Consider the following 1511-nt stretch of genomic DNA (forward strand, 5'->3'; position numbering starts at 1 on the left):
AATTATCAGCAATTAACGCTGTTTGACCAAGGTTAAACTACGTTATTTGTGTATCTCGAGGATCTCAATTACTTACTTAGGACTAACTTTATCAATCACCTTGATTTTACCATCATCGCCCACAGTCCAGACATCATAAGTACCAATGACATCGCCATTAGCGTCAACATCTACATCACCGCTTGCGCCTTGATAATTAATCTGTTTTCCTGCTTTAAGTAGCTTCAATCCTTCACAGACATCACTAACTGGTGTACCCTTACCAGCAGAGACTTCCCGAATTTTACCAGCAATAGCAACCCCGGTATTTTCCTTCGCAGCTTGAGCGGCTAATACCAACAAAGCCGCAGCGTCCCAAGATTGAGGTGCGTATTCTCCAGGAGAACCGCCTTTTTTCTCTTTCCAAAGTTTATTAAAGTTTTCCAAACCTGGACCACTAGAACCAGGAACTGTCCCAATTGCCCCGGATAAAATATACTTACCATCACTAGCTTTGCCTACTTGATCAGGGAAAGTAGGGGATTTTACGCCGTCTGTCAGTAAAATTTGTACGCCTTTGGTGACACCTTGCTGATAAGCCGCTTTGAGGAATAAACTCCCAGTTTCCGCATATAACACCCCTAAAACTGCATCTGGTTTGCCAGCAAAAGCCGCAGTTGCTTCTGTATCAAAAGTTTGAGCTTTGGGATCATAGCGAATAGGTTTATCTTTATTAATTACTGTTCCCCCTAATTTTTCAAAAGTTTCCACAAATGCTTTTTCAAAACCTACACCATAGTCATTGTTAATAACTACTGTGGAAACTCGTTTAAAACCTTTTTTCCGAGCAAGTTGGGCTAAAGCCAATGCTTGGTAGGTATCTGGGGGAGCAGTCCGCGCCCAAAAGCCCTTAAAGTCGCCTTTTTTAGCTTTGTCGGTAAATACAGGACTGGTGCTACCAGGAGAAATCAGCATGACTTTATTGGGTACAGCCACAGAAACCGCCGCAGTGGAAACGCTACTGGCAAAAGAACCGACTACACCACCGACTTTATCTAAAGTTGCTAATTTGGTCATTCCCGCAGCACCGGCTTTAGGGTCTGTTTGGTCGTCTACTTGTACTAAACTGACTTTTTCACCATTCACACCCCCACAAGCGTTAACTGTGTCTACCAGTAAGGGAACTGAACCAACCATTTGTTGTCCAATAGAAGCCAAGTCACCAGTTGTTGGTAATAAACTCCCAATTTTCAGTCCTTTAGTATCACTGGTTGTAGTGGTAGCTGTTGGGGAGGTGGTACTATTTCCGGTAGATGATGAAGGATTAGGATTTTCACAAGCGGCTAGGAAGAAACCACTGGCTAGGGTAGCTAGACTCAAGGCTAGGGAAATACGAATTTTTGCCATAGTTAATCACACAGATATTTAGAAAACTTGATGTAGATATATTTACATCAAGCCTTTAAATCGCAGATTATAACATCCTCACACTATCATTGGTTTTAAATTATAAGGAAGAACGCCGAAAACCC

General features: G+C 42.3%; 1 protein-coding gene. It reads right to left on the reverse strand.

The genetic code is table 11. From position 1 onward, the window contains the following. Positions 1-72: 72 nt before the first annotated feature. The gene (locus tag FJR06_RS06840) at positions 73-1386 is read right to left on the reverse strand and encodes an ABC transporter substrate-binding protein (RefSeq protein ID WP_168651100.1); all 1314 of its coding nucleotides are present in this window, start codon (positions 1384-1386) and stop codon (positions 73-75) included. Positions 1387-1511 lie beyond the last annotated feature (125 nt).

Origin of the sequence: Dolichospermum sp. UHCC 0352 (genome assembly GCF_009711925.1) — a bacterium.
GTDB lineage: Bacteria > Cyanobacteriota > Cyanobacteriia > Cyanobacteriales > Nostocaceae > Dolichospermum > Dolichospermum lemmermannii.

What these genes read in the sequence shown, in the direction of transcription:
- FJR06_RS06840 (WP_168651100.1), bottom strand. Translation starts at nt 1,386, where the DNA reads ATGGCAAAAATTCGTATTTCCCTAGCCTTGAGTCTAGCTACCCTAGCC.